Below are 17733 nucleotides of genomic sequence, written 5' to 3'. Positions count from 1 at the left end.
CCAATTAAAGAGAGAAAGAAAATTTCTGTATTAAGCATATTCTATGTAAAAAAGCCCGCACTAATGTGCGAGCTTTATCAATACTTTATCCGTACTTATCGTTTTCCTTTTTCATATGGTGTTCCAAGCGCTTTAGGAGCTTCTGAACGCCCTACAAAACCAACCAGCGCTAAAATCGTGAACACATATGGTAATATCGTTAATAAAACACTTGGAATTTGATCTAATACCGGAATTGTACCGCCTGTTACACTAAGTGATTGCGCAAAACCGAAAAACAATGCAGCACCAAGCGCACCAAGTGGATTCCATTTCCCGAAAATCATTGCAGCTAACGCCAAGAAACCTTGCCCTGTAATCGTGGCACCTGAGAAGTTATTAGAGATTGACATTGCAAAAATTGCACCACCAACCCCTGCAAACATCCCTGAAATACAAACAGCAACATAACGCATTTTATACACATTAATCCCCATTGTATCTGCTGCCATTGGGTGTTCACCGACAGCGCGAAGACGAAGACCAAATGGCGTTTTATAAATAATGTACCAAACAACAAATGCTAAAATAATGGCAACATATGATGTTAATGGTACATTTGAGAAAAAGATTTTTCCGATAACCGGAATATCCGAAAGTCCTGGAACATCAATCTTTTCAATACGGTATTGAATAAAGTCAGTTTGTCCTTTGCCAAAGATCTTCTTAATTGCAAACACCGTTAAACCAAGTGCTAAAAAGTTGATAGCAACTCCACTGACAACTTGATCAGCCCGGAACGTAATTGATGCAAGCGCATGAAGAAGTGCAAATAATCCGCCACCAATTGCAGCAAAGATAAGCGCAATCCAAGGAGTCATTGCTCCCCAAGTATCACCCATTAATAGCGTTGTAACAACACCAATAAACGCACCGAATAACATTAATCCTTCTAACGCAATATTTACAACACCTGAACGCTCACTAAACACTCCACCTAACGCTGTAAAAATAAGCGGTGCCGCCGTATATAATGTCCCTGTTACAAGAATCGCTAAAATATCTAGGAAACTCATTTATTTCCCCTCCTTGCTCATGCGAGTAAGTGCCCATCTTAAAACATAACTACATGCAACAAAGAAGATTATACATGCAATAATTACGTTAATCAGCTCTGATGGAACATCTGCTTCAAAGTTCATTTGCGGCGCTGCACTTTTTAACCCACCAAATAGTAAAGCTGCAAGTAAAATACCGAATGGATTATTCCCCCCAAGAAGAGCTACTGCGATTCCATCAAATCCAATTCCCGTGAATGTAGACATTGCTGTCATGCTTTGGAATGTACCAAGCCCTTCCATTGCACCGCCAATCCCTGCAAACGCACCAGCAATTGTCATAGAAAGGATAACATTACGTGAAACTTTCATCCCTGCATATTGTGACGCATGTTGGTTAAATCCAACTGATTTTAATTCATAACCTAAAGTTGTTCTATCTAGTAAAAACCACATAAAAATTGCAATAAGAATCGCAACAATAATCCCCCAATGAAGACGTGATCCATCTGTCAAAGAAGATAACCAATCCGAAGCTAAAGACGCACTTGATTTAACATCATATGTTTTATCGTTTCCTTCATGTAAAAAACGTTTAATGATGTCATATGTAACATATAACGCAATATAGTTCATCATAATTGTGACAATAACTTCGTTAACTTTAAATTTCCCTTTTAAATATCCCGGAATAAATCCCCATAATCCACCTACAACCGCCGCTACCAAAATAGATAACGGAATATGAATAAATGCAGGGAGTGATACGGCATAACCAAACCAAACTGCCGCAAGCCACCCAACCAGTAACTGGCCTTCTACACCGATATTAAATAACCCTGTACGAAACGCAAATGCTACTGACAATCCAGCAAGAACAAGCGGTATCATTGTACGTAGTGTTTCTCCGATTGCACTTGAACTACCAAACATACCAGTCCAAAGTGCACCGTATCCAACAATTGGATCATATCCACTTACTAGCATTACAATAGCGCCTACAAGTAATCCAAAGATAACTGATAATACAGGAACTAAAATATTAATCGTTCGTTCGGTTAATATTTTTTTAGCCATTTGTACCCACCTGCTCTTTCTCCGTTCCCCCAGCCATTAAAAGACCAAGCTGTTGTTCAGTTGTTTCTTTCGCATCAACTATTGCTACGATTTTCCCTTCATAAATAACCGCGACACGGTCACTCACATTTAAAATTTCATCAAGTTCTAAAGATAAAAGAAGCACCGCTTTTCCTTTATCTCTCTGCTCAATTAATTTTTTATGGATAAATTCAATTGCCCCAACATCTAAACCACGTGTTGGTTGCGCTGCAATTAATAAATCAGGATCGCGATCCACTTCCCGTGCAATAATCGCTTTTTGCTGATTTCCACCGGAAAGCGCGCGAGCTAATGTTTGCTCCCCTGGTGTACGCACATCAAATTGTTGAATAAGCGCTTTGGCTTTTTTAGTAATTTCGCTAAAATTCAAAATTCCTTTATTTGAAAACGGGTTCTTATAATACGTTTGTAATACAATATTATCTCTAACAGAAAAATCAAGAACGAGTCCGTGTTTATGACGATCTTCTGGAATATGACCAATTCCTTCTTCAGTGATACGTCTAACTGGCCAGTTTGTTATTTCTTTCCCTTTAATTGCAATAGAACCTGACTCAACTTTTCGTAAACCAGTAATTGCTTCTATCAATTCACTTTGTCCATTTCCATCAATCCCTGCAATACCGACAATTTCTCCTGCACGAACAGTTAAGTCAAGGCCTTTTACAGCAGGTAATTGGCGCGCATCATGAACCACAAGATTTGCAATGGAAAGTACAGCTTCCTTAGGTTGGGCGTCTAATTTTTCTGTTTTAAAATTCACTTGACGTCCGACCATTAATTCTGCAAGTTTATGTTCATTTGTATTTGCAACGTCAACAGTTCCAATCCCTTTTCCTTTTCGAATGATTGTACAGCGATCACATACTTCCATAATTTCTTTTAACTTATGTGTAATGAGAATAATAGATTTACCTTCTTGTACAAGCTTTTTCATAATTTGAATGAGTTCATAAATTTCTTGAGGAGTTAACACTGCCGTCGGTTCATCGAATATTAAAATTTCTGCGCCTCTATAGAGAGTTTTTAATATCTCAACACGTTGCTGCATACCTACAGAAATATCTTCTATCTTTGCATACGGATCTACCGCTAAACCATATTGTTCAGATAACTGCTTTATTTCTTTTGCAGCATCTTCAATAGCAATCTTTCCTTTTTTCTTCGGTTCATTTCCAAGAATAATATTCTCTGTAACTGTAAAATTATGAACGAGCATAAAATGTTGATGAACCATCCCAATACCAAGATCATTTGCAATGTTAGGATTGGTAATTTTTACAGGGTTACCTTTAATTTTAATTTCCCCTTGCTCTGGTTGATACAAACCAAATAATACATTCATGAGCGTTGATTTCCCTGCACCATTTTCTCCAAGTAGAGCATGTATCTCTCCTTGTTTTACTTGTAGCGTAATATCATCATTCGCTACAATGCCTGGGAATACTTTTGTAATATTATTCATCTCAATTACGTATTCCATATTGTTCCTCCTTTTAACAGGGAACAGTCCCCTATTACACTCTATTAACAGTACTTTTATATATACAAAGGTTAGTTCTAAGAACTAACCTTTGCTATTTCTCTATCGTTATTTCTTAAGAGAAGCCTCATATTGCTTGTACTCATCATCAGTCGCAGGTACTTTAATTTCACCAGCAGTAATTTTCTTCTCGAATTCTTCTACTTTTGTTAGAATTTCTGGGTTTACTTTTTTCACGTTGTCAGTTGTTTTTGCAATACCGATACCATCATCTTTTAAACCAAACTCTTCTACTTTTCCACCTTTTAGTTTACCGTCTTTTGCTTCTTCTGCTACTTTTTGAACTGCAACGTCAACACGTTTTACCATAGAAGTTAATGTTACATTTTCAGGCATACCTTCTTGATGTTGGTCACGGTCAACACCGATTACCCAAACATTTTCACCTTTTTTCTTACGGTTTTTCGCTTCAGTAAATACACCGTTACCCGTACCGCCAGCAGCGTGATAAATCACATCTACTCCCTGTCCGTACATCGCTGATGCAAGAACTGTACCTTTTTCAGGTTTATCAAACGCTTCTGCATATTCAGATACAATCTCGATGTTTGGATTAACAGCTTTAGCACCAGCTTTAAATCCGTTCTCAAACTTACTAATTAAATCACTCTTCATTCCGCCAACAAAACCAACCTTATTCGTTTTTGTTGACATCGCTGCTACTGCACCTACAAGAAATGACCCTTCATGATCCTTAAATGTAATGCTAGTTACGTTCGGTTCTTTTACGACAGTATCTACAATTGCAAACTGTTGTTTTGGAAATTCTTTTGCAACTTCCCCGATTGCTTTTTCTAATTTATATCCAATACCAAAAGATAAATCATATTTGTCTTTGGCAAATTTCTTTAAGTTTGGAATATAGTCCGCTTCTTTTTCAGACTGAAGGTAACGATAGTTTGTTTTCTCTTTTAACCCATTATCTTTACCAAATTTTTTCAAACCTTCCCAAGAAGACTGGTTAAACGATTTATCATCAACGCCCCCAACGTCTGTAACCATACCTACTTTAATGCTCTTTCCATCTTTCTTGTCCCCACTTGCCTTATCCGAATTACCACATGCACCTAACACCGCGCTCGCTGCCAACGTTAAGGATAATAAAACACCTGTTTTTTTCTTCATACTAGAAACCCCTCCTAAATGATATATGTATCTATTCATATGCTAGTGTCCCTTTCTTCTTGCTGTCACCTCCCTAAAAAGGAACGGATTACATACGTTTTCGTAATACATGGAAGCTAAATTTATCTGCTCGAAAATAATTAATAGAATATAAGATTGGCTCATCATTTTGATCATAATGCATTTGCTTTAAAATTAGTAACGCCGTCTCTGGCTCGCATTGCAGGATTGGTGATATTTTCGGATGATAACCAATTGGTTCAATATGAGCAACCGCATACGTAATACGTTTATGCGTGTTATTATGAATTACAGTAAGTAGTGATTCTTCGTTATAATCAGATAAATCCGGCAATATTTCTTTCGCTAACTTGTCAATACAGTAGACAACAGGTTCCCCATCTGCTGTACGTACACGCTCAATCATTACAGCCTCAAAACCTTCATCACTATTAAACTTCTCTTTTTCTTCCTCTGTTAAACTTGTAGTAGATGATGATAGAAAGATTGTTCCCGGTGTTTTCCCCACACTAGAAATCATATCTGTAATACTAGAAAGCTGTTCAATTCCAGAAGAAAACAGCGGTTTTGAATTCACAAAAGTACCAACACCATGTCTGCGAATCACAACGTTCTCCTCTTCTAAAATACGTAACGCTTCTCGTAAAGTTGCTCTACTTACGCCAAGTTCTTTCGCTAAATCAAACTCTGAAGGCAGCTTTTGTTTTTCTTTATATGCCCCACTTTTGATTTTTTCTTTAATGTGATCGATCACTCGTAAATATAAGTGTCGACTATCGGATTTAACTGACATAAGACTCCCCCGCATTCCAATTATTCGACCTCTGATGTAAGACTTCTGTTCTCTTTTTTCAACCAACAACATAGTAACGCTACAATAAAATGAGATTTGTCGAATAAATGTTAATAATTTTTCAAAATGAAATTTTCTATCTTTATTTCATAAAAAAAACTTTGCACCACAACATTCCTCATATAGAGAAAAAGTTAGATACAAAGATTCCTTACATCCTTTGTTACACACTTTCCCCCTCATAGTCTAGCAATTCATGGTTGCCAGGTAGAAACTTATGGACCTTATCTCCAAGATTATATGAGGCAGTGATTCTTTTCGAAGTAATCGTAACACTTGCTCCCATACGTGTCAACACAATTCAACACTTTTTTACAGATAATGTCGAACGTTTTTCAAAAATAACATTAAAAGCATTCGCATTTTAAATTATATTCAAAAATGAAAGCCCTTTCTTTTTGTTGACTATAGTATATAACAAAAACACTATATAAAAAAGCCCAATTGCAAACAATTGGGCTTTTTTATTAAGAACTCTTTTCTTGAATATCTTTAATTAACACTTCTCTCGGCTTACTACCTTCATAAGGTCCAACTACACCATTCATTTCCATTGCATCAATAAGACGTGCTGCACGTGTATATCCTACTCGGAATCTACGTTGCAACATAGAAACAGAAGCTGTTTGCATTTCTACAACGAGCTGAACCGCTTCATCATATAATTCATCTTCTACTTCTTGCTTTGTTTCCGGTACATCTTGCGGTATCATATCTTCTTGATATTGGGCTTTTTGTTGTCCAATCACATATTCTACAACTCTTTCCACTTCATCATCTGATAGAAACGCCCCTTGTACACGAACTGGTTTTGATGCACCAATTGGTATGAATAGCATATCCCCTCGTCCTAGTAATTTCTCAGCGCCTCCGCTATCAAGAATTGTCCGAGAGTCAGTTTGTGAAGACACAGCAAACGCAATTCGAGATGGGATATTCGCTTTAATAACACCTGTAATAACATCAACCGATGGACGTTGCGTCGCAATAATCAAATGAATACCAGCAGCACGTGCCATCTGCGCTAAACGCATAATTGCATCTTCTACATCTGAGGAGGCAACCATCATTAAATCGGCCAACTCGTCCACAATTACAACAATGTATGGAAGCTCAGGCTGCTTTGCTTCTGATTGGTCATTATGTTGTCTAATGTATTCATTATAGCCTTCAATATTACGCGTTCCACTATGAGCAAACAATTCATAACGGCGCTCCATCTCACTCACAACTTTTTTCAAAGCTTGTGATGCTTTTTTCGGATCTGTTACAACAGGTGTTAATAAATGCGGGACACCATTGTATACATTCAACTCTACCATTTTTGGATCAATCATCATTAATTTTACTTCATGTGGTTTAGCACGCATCAAAATACTAACAATAATACCGTTAATACACACACTCTTTCCGCTACCAGTTGCTCCAGCTACTAATAGATGGGGCATCTTATTTAAACGTGCTAATACTGCTTCACCAGTAATATCACGCCCAAGACCGATTAATAATTTTTCTTCCGGATGATTGTTCGCTTTCGAATCAAGTACTTCTCTAAGCGTTACCATCGAAACCTCTGAATTTGGAACTTCGATTCCTACTGCGGATTTCCCCGGAATAGGAGCTTCAATACGAATATCTTTCGCAGCTAATGCGAGTGCTAAATCATCACTCAAACTCACAATTTTACTTACTTTCACTCCCATATCAGGATACACTTCATATTTCGTAACTGCAGGTCCTTTATGTACTTTCGTTACTTTTGCTTTTACACCAAAACTTTGGAACGTCCGCTCCAATTTACGAGCATTTTCATAAATTTTCTCATTTTCGTTTGTCACCTGTTTGTTTTTTGGGAACTTCAATATATCGATAGCAGGAAGCTTATAATCTTTGTTTTCCACATTTGAAAATTGCATTGGAGGAGCTTTCGCTTCCCCTTCTAGAGATTCAACAATTTTTTCTCCTCGTTTCTTTTGTGGCTGCTCTTTTGAAGTAGATGGAATTTCATCTTCCATTACAGGCGATGCAATCAAACCATCACCAACTCCATCTTCACTATTTTTATCCCTTTCTTCACTTACTGGGTAATTCTCTGTGAAATTTGAAATGATTGGTGGCCCAATTTCTATTTCTTCTACTGGTTCAACCACCTCTTCTTGTGTATCATGACGTTCACTACGCGTGCGTCTTGTCGTTTTTTTCTTTTCTGTTTGTTCAGCAGTGCGTTTTGCTCTCCAGTCCTTATAATCACCTTGCATTACTTGAAATTGACTTCTAAGTATGCGTCCAACTGGGGCTAGTACTTCCCCGATATGTTTGTTTGTAATGCAAAGTATGCCAAGAATAACTAAAATAATCCCAATAATGTAAGCACCTACTTCATCAAACAAAAAGTAAAATGTTGCAAACATAAGCGCTCCAAACATACCTCCACCTAAATGAACCGTTTCTGCACCTTTCTTCATCTCAAGAAAGAACATATCTTTTGTACTCACAATTACAGATGTGTTTTCTACCGCTCCGTCCTTTGTAAGAAGGTTAAATAATGTAATATGACTGAACATTAATATTGCTAACACAATTAAATAGACACCGATTAATCGTTTATTTAAAAGATTGGGCCAACCACGTCTTATAACAAACACAATAGATAAAGCTATTACACCTAATACACCAATTATGTACCATTCGCCAAAGAAAAAGCGAAAAAATAACACAAACGATTTTCCTACAATACCTAGCTGTAAGATTGTAATGATTGAAAGTGCAAAAAGAGTCAACCCGACGATTTCGTAATACAAAGTTGGCTTTATCGTACGTCTTGCTTTTGATTTCGTCCCTCTTTGCTTTTGTTTTACCATTTCTTCACCCCAAGTCCAAAAATTAAGTGGAACTTTCATTTATTGAAAGCATTTTTTGCATATCATTCGTCACATTTTTAGATCTGTTTACGTGAAATTTTACACATCTTGTAAAATTTCACGTAAACAGAAGAAAGCAGCCTAATCATGGCTGCTCAACCGTCTTGTTTTTTATATTATACCATAGCTTCTAAACAAAATCCTGTTTTTTGCTAAAAGGTTATTTTCTGGCCTGGCTCATACTGCAAGTAGTGGGATGGATTTGTACTTAGTACACGAACAACAGAGTAGTATTGACTATTCTCTTCAGATACAACCATTTCCACTCCGTTTACATTCACTATTTTTTGTTGTTCGTACTGTGAATAATCAGCTTGATAAACAAGTTGTTCTGGCATAATCGTATATAAAATCATTGTAGTAACTTCCCGTATTGATCCCCATCTACTTTCATATCTATTAATTCATTTAACTTTCGAATCGCATCCCCAATACCACCAACATCATCAATAAGCCCATACTTCACTGCATCTATTCCAATTACATTCGTTCCAATATCTCGCGTTAAATTCCCCTTAGCAAACATAAGCTCTTTAAAACGATCTTCCGTCACTTTTGAATGCTTTGTTACAAATCGAATCACGCGTTCTTGCATTTTATCCAAATACTCAAATGTTTGCGGTACACCAATAACAAGACCAGTCAGACGAACTGGATGAATTGTCATCGTTGCCGTTTCAGCGATAAATGAATAATCTGTTGACACAGCAATCGGCACACCTATTGAGTGCCCTCCACCTAGAACCAAAGATACAGTTGGTTTCGATAATGAAGCTACCATTTCAGAGATTGCCAATCCAGCCTCAACATCACCACCAACGGTATTTAACAATAAAAGTAACCCTTCAATTTTCGGATTCTGCTCAATTGCCACAATTTGTGGAATCACATGCTCGTATTTCGTTGTTTTATTTTGTGGTGGAAGCTGCATATGCCCTTCTACTTGCCCAACAATCGTTAAACAATGAATACGCGATTCATTCATTTGCGGAACGTTCGTTTGACCAAGCTGTTGAATTTTTTCTATTACTGACGCCTCTTTTGCATCCTCTTTCGGTTCGACTTCTTTTTCCTCATTTGTTAAACCATCACGTTCTGTCATATCGCATCCCCTTTCACTCTTATACAACTATTATTTCTTAAGTTGTAAATTTCATGCGATAGGGATGAAAAAGAAAAAACCACCCGTAAAGGTGGCTTTCTTATACTTCCATGATAATTGGTAAAATCATTGGTTTTCTCTTCGTTTCCTCATACAAGAACTGTCCTAACAATTCACGAATATTTTGTTTTAACATGGACCATTCAATAGAATACTCTTTGATGGATTGTTCAACAATTGTACGCACAATATCTGTAGATCTTTCGATTAACGCTTCAGATTCACGAACATACACAAAACCACGTGAAATAATTTCTGGGCCAGAGATAATTTTCTTCTCCTCTTTCCCAAGTGTTACAACAACAACTAAAATTCCGTCTTGTGATAACATCTTACGATCACGCAAGACAATATTCCCGACATCACCTACACCTAGTCCATCAATAAGAACATTTCCCGCTTGTACTTTACCAGCTGGTTTTGCCTCTTCTCCTTCAAAAGCAATTACATCGCCCTTTTCCACAATAAATATATTGTCTTTCAAGACACCAACATCTTCCGCCAAATACGCATGTGCCTTTTGCATACGAAATTCACCATGTACGGGTATAAAATATTTCGGTTTCATTAAATTCAACATCAATTTCAATTCTTCTTGACTACCATGACCAGAAACATGAACCTTTCTTTCTCCATAATAGACAACTTCTGCACCGGCTCTAAATAGCAAATCAATGATTTTCGATACTGATATTTCATTACCAGGAATTGGAGATGCCGCAATAATAACTGTATCACCTTTACGAATCGAAATTTGTTTATGCGCTTGCTTCGCCATTCTTGAAAGAGCTGCCATCGGTTCCCCTTGGCTGCCAGTTGTTAAAATTGCTACCTTTTTCTCTGGGAAGTTATCTACTTCTTGCAATGAAATAACCATACCATCTGGAACATCTAAATAGCCAAGACGTCTTGCAATATCCACTACTTTCACCATACTACGACCTACAACAGCCACTTTACGTCCTGTTTCAGCAGCTGCATCAAATACTTGCTGAATACGGTGTACATTAGATGCGAAAGAAGCAACAATGATACGTCCTTCTGCCCCATAAAATACTTTTGAAATTTCTATCCCAACTTCTTTTTCAGAACCCGTGTAACCAGGGCGCTCAGCATTCGTACTATCCGATAACAAACAAAGAACACCTTCATTTCCAATTTGCGCCATCTTCCCAAGATCTGCTCCACTGTTACCAATTGGTGTTTGATCGAATTTAAAATCTCCTGTATATACGATAGCACCTTTTGATGTATGGAAACATACACCTACAGAATCTGGAATACTATGTGTGGTTCCAAAGAATGAAACCGTTGTCGTATTGAATTCCACTTCTGAATTAGAATCAATTGTTTTTAAATCTACACGACCAAGCATTCCTGCTTCACCAAGTTTTTCTTGGATTAAACCTACTGTTAACTTTGTTGCATATACCGGGATTGAAAGTTTACGCAGCACATAAACAATTCCACCAATGTGATCCTCATGACCATGTGTAATAAATAAACCTTTTACTCGCTCTTGATTTTCTACTAAATATGTAATGTCAGGGATAACAATATCAATTCCAAACATTTCGTCTCCTGGGAACATCAATCCTGCATCCACAATAAAAATCTCAGAATCAATTTCCACACAATACATATTTTTCCCGATTTCACCTACTCCACCAAGAGCAAATACTTTTACAGAATCAATCTCTTTTCTCTTCATGTTGTTGCCTGGTTTAAAAATCTTGCAAACACTGATTTCACTAAAATCGCAGAGACACCAGGGAAACTCTACAACCACCATATATTCACCGTCCAAGACGAATGTCCTTACCGTTATGCGATATCATGTTCTCGTTCGTTTTTTAAACCAGGTTTCACCTCTCTTTCATTATATAAATCAAATATCTTATGCGATATGATATGATAATTCCGTTAAACCATAATTTTTTCCAATTTTGCTAAGCATACCCGTACTAAGCTACTTAGCCATATTATAACTGATACAAGAAATAGAACACAAGTTAAATCGTGAGAAAGAAGGGCGAAGTATATAAATTTCAAGAGGAATTACCTGTAAAAAGGTTTCTTTCAAAATAAAAATGACCTAGTTTTTACACTAGGTCATTTTTATTAACGAGGGATCGATTGCATTACACCCTGCAATGTTAATCTCTCTTCTTCTGTTAATGGAAGAAGTGGTAAACGCACAGATCCTACATCTAATCCAACCATTTGTAACGCTGTTTTCACTGGCGTTGGGCTCGGTGCCATAAATAACGCATTCGTTACTTTAACAAGTAATTGATGTAATTTCTGTGCTTTTTTGAAATCTCCTGCTTGGAATGCCGCAATCATTTCTTGCATTTCATTTCCAATTACATGAGAGGCAACAGAAATAATACCTTTAGCTCCAACTGCCATAGCTGGTAACGTTAAACCATCATCACCGCTGTATACAGCAAAGTCGTCCGCTGTTTTTCCAATAATTTCTGTCATTGTTAATACATCGCCGCCAGCATCTTTAATTGCAACAATGTTTGGTATTTCTGATAAACGAACAACTGTATCAACGGAGATTTGTACAATAGATCGTCCTGGAACATTGTATAGCATAACCGGAAGTTCTGTACTTTCAGCAATTGTTTTAAAATGCTGATACATTCCTTCTTGACTTGGTTTATTATAATACGGTGCCACTAACATAATTGCATCGACACCAACTTCTGTTGCTTTTTTCGTTAACTCGATAGAAGCATGTGTATTATTGCTACCTGTTCCAGCGATTACGGGCACCCTTTTATCGACAACAGATACGACATGGCGATATAACGCTACTTTTTCTTCAGATGACAATGTAGGAGACTCTCCAGTTGTTCCTCCTACCACGATTGCTGTTGTACCGTTATCAATTAAATAATTTACCAATTTAGTTGTCTTTGCAAAATCGATGTTTCCATTTTTATCAAACGGCGTTACCATCGCTGTTGCAATTGTCCCAAAATCTACCATGGTCTCACTCCTTATTGTTCCAGTTGCTTTTCTTTTGAAAGTTCAAATGCACTATGCAATGCATTTACAGCTTCCACTAAATCTACTTCTTTTACAAGCACCCAAATTGTTGTATGACTATCAGCTGATTGTAAAATTTGAACACCTTTTTCTGCTAAAGCTGTAACGATTTTCGCAGTAACCCCTGGAATACCCGCCATTCCAGCTCCAACGATAGATACTTTCGCACAATGCTCCGTCACAATTGGATCATATCCAAGTTTTCCAAGTACATCAACAGCATGACTTGATACATGATCACCTACTGTATAAGCCACACCTGTAGGCGAAATGTTAATTAAGTCAACACTAATCCCTTCATTTGCCATTTCTTTGAAAACATGTTGTTGTAAATCGTACGATCCGTCTTTCGCAAGCACTTTAATTTGCGTCACGTTCGATACATGAGCAATACCTGTAACTGGCCGTTCCTCTACATCACGGCCTTTTGTAGCACCATCATATGCCGCAATCAGTGTACCTTCGCTATCCGAATACGTAGAACGTACACGAAGAGGTACTTTTGCATGCATTGCAATTTCAACTGCACGCGGATGGACAACCTTCGCCCCTTGATAAGCCATGTTACAAATCTCATTATATGTTACATTTTGAAGATGACGTGCATCCTTTACAATACGTGGATCAGCAGTCATCACGCCTTCTACATCAGTAAAAATATCGATATATTCAGCATGAAGCGCGACGCCTAGTGCTGAAGCTGAAGTATCACTACCCCCACGTCCAAGTGTTGTTGTATCGCCAGCTTTCGTTTGTCCTTGGAATCCTGTAACAACAACAACATCTACATTTTGTAACTCCTCATGTATACGATCACAATTCATTTCAATAATCTTCGCATTCGTAAAATCATCATTTGTTACAAAACCAGCTTGTGCACCATTTAACGCTGCTGCTTTTACTCCATTTTCATTTAACATATTCGAGAAAACAATTGCCGAGATTAACTCTCCGCATGATAATAACAAATCTTGTTCACGTTTGGAAATACTAGCTTCCTTTTGATTCACAAGACTTAATAATGTGTCCGTTGCGTATGGCTCACCTTTACGTCCCATAGCGGATACAACCGTAACTACTTTATAACCAGCATCTAATGATTTTTTAATGTGGTGAAGTGCATGCTTACGCCCGTTTTCATCACGTACTGATGTACCACCAAATTTTTGAACAATAATTTTCATGTTTTGCACCTTCTCTTAGCCGTTTACACTAATTGTAATTTTACTAATCGTTCTGCAATTTGAACAGAGTTCCATGCAGCACCTTTTAATAAGTTATCAGATACGACCCAAAGATGGAATCCTTTTTCATTATTTAAATCTTTACGAATACGACCAACGAACACTTCGTTTTTGCCTACTGCAGTAGATGGCATTGGATATAATTGCTCTGCTGGATCATCTTGCAGTACAATTCCTTCTGCATCCGCAAGTAAGTTTTTCAGTTCTGCCACAGTTACGCCTTCTTTTTCCACTTCAATGTAAACAGACTCAGAATGACCCGATACAACTGGCAAACGTACACATGTCGCTGCTACTTCTAATTCAGGCATATGCATAATTTTTTTCGTTTCATTAATCATTTTCATTTCTTCAAATGTAAATCCATTATCTTGAAACTTATCAATTTGTGGAATCGCATTAAAAGCAATTTGGAAATGTTTTTTATCACCTGATACAGGTAAAACATTCGCTTTTACTTCTTCCCCATTTAAGATTGCTTGTGATTGTTCATGAAGTTCCTCAATTGCAGCAGCACCTGCACCTGATACAGCTTGATATGTGGAAACGATTACTCGTTTTAAACCAAACTGCTGACGAATTGGCTCAAGAGCAACTACCATTTGAATTGTAGAACAGTTCGGATTTGCAATAATACCACTATGTTCTTTTAAGTCATTTTCATTCACTTCAGGTACAACAAGTGGTACATTTTCTGTCATACGGAATGCACTTGTATTGTCAACAACAATTGCACCGCGTTTTGCTGCTTCTGGTGCTAATTGTTTCGATACAGATCCACCTGCACTAAACAGGGCAATATCGACTCCTTCAAAGCTATCAGGAGTTGCTTCTTGCACTGTGAATTCTTCTCCTTTAAATACAAGCTTCTTGCCTGCAGAACGTTTAGATGAAAGTAACGTTAACTTCCCAATTGGAAATTCTCGTTTCTCTAAAGTATTTAACATTTGTTCACCAACTGCGCCGGTTGCTCCAACTACAGCGACATGAAAAGTTTTTTGCTTTTCCATCACTATGCCCCTTTCTAGATACCAATCCTTCTATACTTAGAATTAGAAGGAGTATAAAGTACCCCTTCTAACCTTAATAACGTTAATTTTATCATATTCTGCGATAAGAATGATGGTTTCATAAAAAATTGTCTGTTTTTTTTCGTTTTTTAATTCATATATCTGAATTTTTCTACAACAACAGGTTGTAATTGTTTCCCTTCTATCGCTTCTACAATTGTATCTTCAAGAAGTTCCATACGAGCTACCATTGAATTTGGTTTTTTCTCTGGTGCATCTTGCCCAAATGGCACAAAATAAATATGTTTGGTGGCCATTAAACGCATGAGGTTTACGCCATTAAGGCCAAGGGCATCATTTGTCGAAACAGCTAATACAACTGGTTTTCCGTTTCGGAGCGTCGCTTTCGCTGCCATTAATACAGGAGAATCTGTCATTGCATTTGCAAATTTACTCATTGAATTTCCTGTTAAAGGGGCGATAACCATACAGTCTAGCGGAATCTTTGGACCAAGAGGTTCTGCCCCAACGATCGAATTGATTACTTTATGTCCTGTTACTTCTTCAATCTTTTTAATCCACTCTGCACCTTCACCAAATCTAGTATTTGTCGATTGTACAGTATAGGAAACAACTGGTCTCACTTCCGCCCCTTCTGCAACTAACTTTTCTAAATGTGGCATAACTTCTTCATACGTACAATGAGAACCTGTAAACCCAAACCCAATTCGCTTCCCTTTTAAACTCATTTTTCATTCTCCTCCTTTGCAATCATATCTGCTGTTAATAACTGAGAAAGAACATTTGCTAAAATTTGTCCTGCTGTTTTTGGAGCAACGATTCCCGGAAGACCAGGTGCTAACAAAGCTTTAATCCCTCGCTTCTCTGCATAACGAAAATCCGTACCACCAGGCTTAGAAGCCAAGTCAATGATTAATGTATGAGCTGGCATCCGCGAAATAACACTTGCCGTTACAACAAGGTGTGGAATTGTATTAATGACAATATCAACATCACTTGCTTCTTTCTCAATATCCTGCATATAAAAAGGAGAGAACATCATTTCCGAAATACGAGCGATATGTTCTGAACGCCGTGCTCCTACTTTGACATGAGCTCCTAGTGATTGAAAAGCTCTCGCTACACTCATTCCTGTTCTACCAAATCCTAAAACCATTACATTTGAACCATGAATTGTATAATCTGTATGTTGAATAACCATCATTAATGTTCCTTCTACCGTTGGGATAGAATTGTAGATCGCCACATCATCACGATCGAATAGTTTCACAAGTTTTCGATTTGTGGTAGATATAATACTCTCTAAATACGGTGTACCAATTCCTGAATATATAGTAAAGTTTACTGGTGTTTTTTCAATCTGTTCTTTCGTAAGCGTAACTTTTTCATTTGAAAAAATAGTATCTACTTCTCCTTTTGCATTTGTTCCTGCTACCGGCAAAATAATCGCATCTAAAGAAGTGAAATCTAGATTTTGCATACTCTCTTTTGCTGCCCCTGTAAAACCATGATCCAGTTGATCAAATCCTACTAATGAAAGTTTCGCATCAAGTTCAACCAACTTACGAATCACTTCTAGCTGCCTTGCATCTCCTCCTATGACAGCAATGTGCATCTCAGTCAACATTCCCTACTTCACCTTCTTTTTTCTTTCATTTATAAGAAAAGTGCCTACTTTTTCTTTTTCCTCCACATCATATGTACTGTATAAGCTTTGGGTGATTGAATTCACACAGAAAGCTACAATATTAAAAATTATAATATTTAGATATTAAAATTGATTGATGACACTTGTCCAAAAATGGAAAAATTAATATAAAAGCACATTACTATCCACTAGATTCGACATATAGTATCAATGTATTGACAAGCAAGTACGAGCTGATTGTACTGAAGAAATTAGTTCTCATGTTAGCTTGCTTTCATTACTAGCTGTATTGTTAGAACTTTTGGTAGTATTATGAATTTTATTTTTGTGTCGAATGGAGGGAGATTTCTTGACTGAACAAAAAGGATATGGATATGGCTGCGGTGGTCATGGAGGATTTGCTTTACTAGTCGTGTTGTTTATTCTGCTTATTATTATCGGAGCAACTTGTTTTTATTAATTTGTGAATTTTATTTTTGTATAGAATGGAGGGAGATTTCTTGACTGAACAAAAAGGATATGGATATGGCTGCGGTGGTCATGGAGGATTTGCTTTACTAGTCGTGTTGTTTATTCTGCTTATTATTATTGGAGCAAGCTGTTTTTATTAATCTGTGAATTTTATTTTTATATAGAATGGAGGGAGATTTCTTGACTGGACAAAAAGGATATGGATATGGCTGTGGTGGTCATGGAGGATTTGCTTTACTAGTCGTGTTGTTTATTCTGCTTATTATTATTGGAGCAAGCTGTTTTTATTAATCTGTGAATTTTATTTTTATATAGAATGGAGGGAGATTTCTTGACTGGACAAAAAGGATATGGATATGGCTGTGGTGGTCATGGAGGATTTGCTTTACTAGTCGTGTTGTTTATTCTGCTTATTATTATTGGAGCAAGCTGTTTTTATTAATTTGTGAATTTTATTTTTGTATAGAATGGAGGGAGATTTCTTGACTGAACAAAAAG

18 protein-coding genes and 1 riboswitch are annotated in these 17733 nt (G+C 37.1%); of the genes, 4 read left to right on the top strand and 14 right to left on the bottom strand.

Annotated elements, in window-relative coordinates:
- Nucleotides 1-95: 95 nt before the first annotated feature.
- The 14 genes from KFD70_RS23035 to dpaA form a co-directional block, all read right to left on the bottom strand.
- Nucleotides 96-1055: an ABC transporter permease gene (locus KFD70_RS23035; RefSeq protein WP_336453178.1), complete on the bottom strand. Its 960-nt coding sequence runs from the start codon at nt 1053-1055 to the stop codon at nt 96-98.
- On the bottom strand, nt 1056-2114 hold the full coding sequence (locus KFD70_RS23030) for an ABC transporter permease (protein ID WP_336453179.1): 1059 nt from the start codon (nt 2112-2114) through the stop codon (nt 1056-1058).
- Nucleotides 2107-3639 carry an ABC transporter ATP-binding protein gene (locus KFD70_RS23025; protein WP_336453180.1) on the bottom strand — a complete coding sequence of 511 codons (1533 nt, stop codon included), beginning with the start codon at nt 3637-3639 and terminating at the stop codon, nt 2107-2109. The genes KFD70_RS23030 and KFD70_RS23025 overlap by 8 nt, the downstream gene beginning before the upstream one ends.
- Before the next feature lie 108 nt (nt 3640-3747).
- Nucleotides 3748-4824 (bottom strand): BMP family lipoprotein, encoded by a 1077-nt coding sequence (locus KFD70_RS23020; RefSeq protein WP_336453181.1) that lies wholly within the window; start codon nt 4822-4824, stop codon nt 3748-3750.
- A gap of 88 nt (nt 4825-4912) precedes the next feature.
- Nucleotides 4913-5638 (bottom strand): GntR family transcriptional regulator, encoded by a 726-nt coding sequence (locus KFD70_RS23015; RefSeq protein WP_336453182.1) that lies wholly within the window; start codon nt 5636-5638, stop codon nt 4913-4915.
- Nucleotides 5639-5860: 222 nt separating this feature from the next.
- Nucleotides 5861-5962, bottom strand: a riboswitch (purine riboswitch).
- A 203-nt stretch (nt 5963-6165) separates the two neighbouring features.
- Complete coding sequence (locus KFD70_RS23010; protein ID WP_336453183.1) at nt 6166-8559, bottom strand: DNA translocase FtsK; 2394 nt, start codon at nt 8557-8559, stop codon at nt 6166-6168.
- A gap of 212 nt (nt 8560-8771) precedes the next feature.
- On the bottom strand, nt 8772-8975 hold the full coding sequence (locus KFD70_RS23005; protein ID WP_336453184.1) for a YlzJ-like family protein: 204 nt from the start codon (nt 8973-8975) through the stop codon (nt 8772-8774).
- Nucleotides 8972-9721, bottom strand: coding sequence for a ClpP family protease (locus KFD70_RS23000; RefSeq protein ID WP_336453185.1), 750 nt, complete (start codon nt 9719-9721; stop codon nt 8972-8974). Before KFD70_RS23000 ends, KFD70_RS23005 begins: the two co-directional genes overlap by 4 nt.
- Nucleotides 9722-9821: 100 nt before the next feature.
- Complete coding sequence (locus KFD70_RS22995; RefSeq protein ID WP_336453186.1) at nt 9822-11492, bottom strand: ribonuclease J; 1671 nt, start codon at nt 11490-11492, stop codon at nt 9822-9824.
- 410 nt (nt 11493-11902) lie between these two features.
- Nucleotides 11903-12781, bottom strand: coding sequence for a 4-hydroxy-tetrahydrodipicolinate synthase (dapA, locus tag KFD70_RS22990; RefSeq protein ID WP_336453187.1), 879 nt, complete (start codon nt 12779-12781; stop codon nt 11903-11905).
- Between the two features lie 11 nt (nt 12782-12792).
- On the bottom strand, nt 12793-14025 hold the full coding sequence (dapG, locus tag KFD70_RS22985; protein ID WP_336453188.1) for an aspartate kinase: 1233 nt from the start codon (nt 14023-14025) through the stop codon (nt 12793-12795).
- A 23-nt stretch (nt 14026-14048) separates the two neighbouring features.
- Nucleotides 14049-15095: an aspartate-semialdehyde dehydrogenase gene (gene asd / locus KFD70_RS22980; RefSeq protein ID WP_336453189.1), complete on the bottom strand. Its 1047-nt coding sequence runs from the start codon at nt 15093-15095 to the stop codon at nt 14049-14051.
- A gap of 149 nt (nt 15096-15244) precedes the next feature.
- Nucleotides 15245-15844, bottom strand: a complete 600-nt coding sequence (gene dpaB / locus KFD70_RS22975) for a dipicolinate synthase subunit B (protein WP_336453190.1) — start codon at nt 15842-15844, stop codon at nt 15245-15247.
- Nucleotides 15841-16743: a dipicolinic acid synthetase subunit A gene (gene dpaA, locus KFD70_RS22970; RefSeq protein ID WP_336453191.1), complete on the bottom strand. Its 903-nt coding sequence runs from the start codon at nt 16741-16743 to the stop codon at nt 15841-15843. The genes dpaB and dpaA overlap by 4 nt, the downstream gene beginning before the upstream one ends.
- A 370-nt stretch (nt 16744-17113) precedes the next feature.
- Here dpaA and KFD70_RS22965 point away from each other — a divergent pair, with 370 nt between their 5' ends.
- From KFD70_RS22965 to KFD70_RS22950, 4 genes are read left to right on the top strand one after another with little or no spacing between them, the layout of a single operon-like run.
- Nucleotides 17114-17224: a YjcZ family sporulation protein gene (locus KFD70_RS22965; protein WP_431613427.1), complete on the top strand. Its 111-nt coding sequence runs from the start codon at nt 17114-17116 to the stop codon at nt 17222-17224.
- A 40-nt stretch (nt 17225-17264) separates the two neighbouring features.
- Nucleotides 17265-17375, top strand: a complete 111-nt coding sequence (locus KFD70_RS22960) for a YjcZ family sporulation protein (protein ID WP_431613211.1) — start codon at nt 17265-17267, stop codon at nt 17373-17375.
- A gap of 25 nt (nt 17376-17400) precedes the next feature.
- Nucleotides 17401-17526 carry a YjcZ family sporulation protein gene (locus tag KFD70_RS22955; protein WP_431613426.1) on the top strand — a complete coding sequence of 42 codons (126 nt, stop codon included), beginning with the start codon at nt 17401-17403 and terminating at the stop codon, nt 17524-17526.
- A gap of 40 nt (nt 17527-17566) precedes the next feature.
- Nucleotides 17567-17677, top strand: coding sequence for a YjcZ family sporulation protein (locus tag KFD70_RS22950; RefSeq protein WP_431613425.1), 111 nt, complete (start codon nt 17567-17569; stop codon nt 17675-17677).
- Nucleotides 17678-17733 lie beyond the last annotated feature (56 nt).

The sequence above is a fragment of the Bacillus pfraonensis genome (assembly GCF_050768835.1).
GTDB classification, from domain to species: Bacteria; Bacillota; Bacilli; order Bacillales; family Bacillaceae_G; genus Bacillus_A; species Bacillus_A pfraonensis.
This window is presented reverse-complemented; position numbering and strand designations above follow the sequence as displayed.